The sequence below is a fragment of the Vibrio sp. 10N.222.55.B11 genome (genome assembly GCF_041473705.1).
Classification (GTDB): domain Bacteria; phylum Pseudomonadota; class Gammaproteobacteria; order Enterobacterales; family Vibrionaceae; genus Vibrio; species Vibrio crassostreae_C.
In genome coordinates this window covers 1-1,143 of sequence record NZ_JBFRST010000183.1, presented here as the reverse complement: position 1 = coordinate 1,143, position 1,143 = coordinate 1, and the positions used below count along the sequence as shown (strand labels likewise).

The following is a 1,143-nucleotide window of genomic DNA, read 5'->3' as shown; positions in this document are numbered from 1 at the left end:
AGTCCATATCATTCGTTAGCACTCAAGACGACGTAAGATCTGCACGCTATTATTTATTACTTCAGAACTTGCGCCTGTCATATAAGCCGTTGTGATGGCTCCTTCTATGAGTAAACATATCGCATTGAGCAAATCGTCCGAATCTTTACTTAGCTTGTTTTGTATTAACTGACGTACTTGCGCTTTGTGGAAGCGACAATAGTTAGATATTTCACTTTTATTATCGTGGAACTCCGCAGAAGTATTTATAAAGAAACATCCGTTAAAATCGCCTAGTTTAGGTTCATGGCCGTCAAACCATCCCTTTAAAGCATGAAATAGAGTGTCAACCAACTCACTATTATTGGTTGTGTTTTCAAGTTTAGCCTCTAACCATTGCATAAAGGTTAGGTGTCTTCGCTCTAAAGCCCTAAGTACCAAATCTTCCTTACTGTTGAAATGGCTGTAGAGTGTCTTCTTAGCCACACCAGAAACCTTAATTACTTCATTAATTCCAATGGAATTAATGCCATGTCGGTAAAACAGCTCTAATGCTGTACTTAATAGTAAATCTCGTTTCTTGCTCATAAAGACACCTCGAAGTCGGTTTTGTTGATATTGACAAAAGTAGACCGATCTGTCTACCATTAAAAGTGGACAGTTCGGTCTACTTTTAATGGAGAGGTTTATATGAATCGTTATGTGTCTGCTTTAGTCGCAGGAGTTGGAGCTTCAATTACTCTTGGTCTTCTATTGATGGTGGAAACCAATGTAGAGAGTGCAGCTTTGGTAATGGCTCCATTTGGGGCAACAGCAGTACTAGTTTTTGGTTTACCACAGAGCCCACTTGCTCAACCCAAAAATGTAATTTTTGGTCATTTGGTCACAGCCGTAATTGGCATAGTATTTTCTCAGTACGTAGGTGTAACACCTGTGAGTTTGGCTATTGCGACAGGGTTAGGCATTACATGTATGTTAGTCTCTAAAACAACGCATCCACCAGCAGGAGCGAATCCAATTCTAATTATGCTGGCAGGTCATGGTTGGTCATTCTTAATTGCTCCGGTCTTGATTGGCTCTGTCGTGATAGTTTTGATGAGTAAAGGTCTTCAAAAAGTTCAACAATACAGTTTAAAATCAGAGTGCTAACAAACGACTATGGCG

Annotated in this window: 2 protein-coding genes; one reads left to right on the top strand and one right to left on the bottom strand. The window is 39.7% G+C overall.

What is annotated here, in order from left to right; genetic code table 11:
- Positions 1-15 precede the first annotated feature (15 nt).
- The gene (locus AB4503_RS25645; RefSeq protein WP_017046214.1) at positions 16-567 is read right to left on the bottom strand and encodes a TetR/AcrR family transcriptional regulator; all 552 of its coding nucleotides are present in this window, start codon (positions 565-567) and stop codon (positions 16-18) included.
- 102 nt (positions 568-669) lie between these two features.
- Between AB4503_RS25645 and AB4503_RS25640 the strand changes: the two genes are divergently transcribed.
- Positions 670-1,128 (top strand): HPP family protein, encoded by a 459-nt coding sequence (locus AB4503_RS25640; protein WP_017046215.1) that lies wholly within the window; start codon positions 670-672, stop codon positions 1,126-1,128.
- Positions 1,129-1,143 lie beyond the last annotated feature (15 nt).

Bases quoted from the DNA above. Each gene is read 5' to 3' on its own strand.
- AB4503_RS25645 (WP_017046214.1), bottom strand. From the start codon at position 567: ATGAGCAAGAAACGAGATTTACTATTAAGTACAGCATTAGAGCTGTTT.
- AB4503_RS25640 (WP_017046215.1), top strand. From the start codon at position 670: ATGAATCGTTATGTGTCTGCTTTAGTCGCAGGAGTTGGAGCTTCAATT.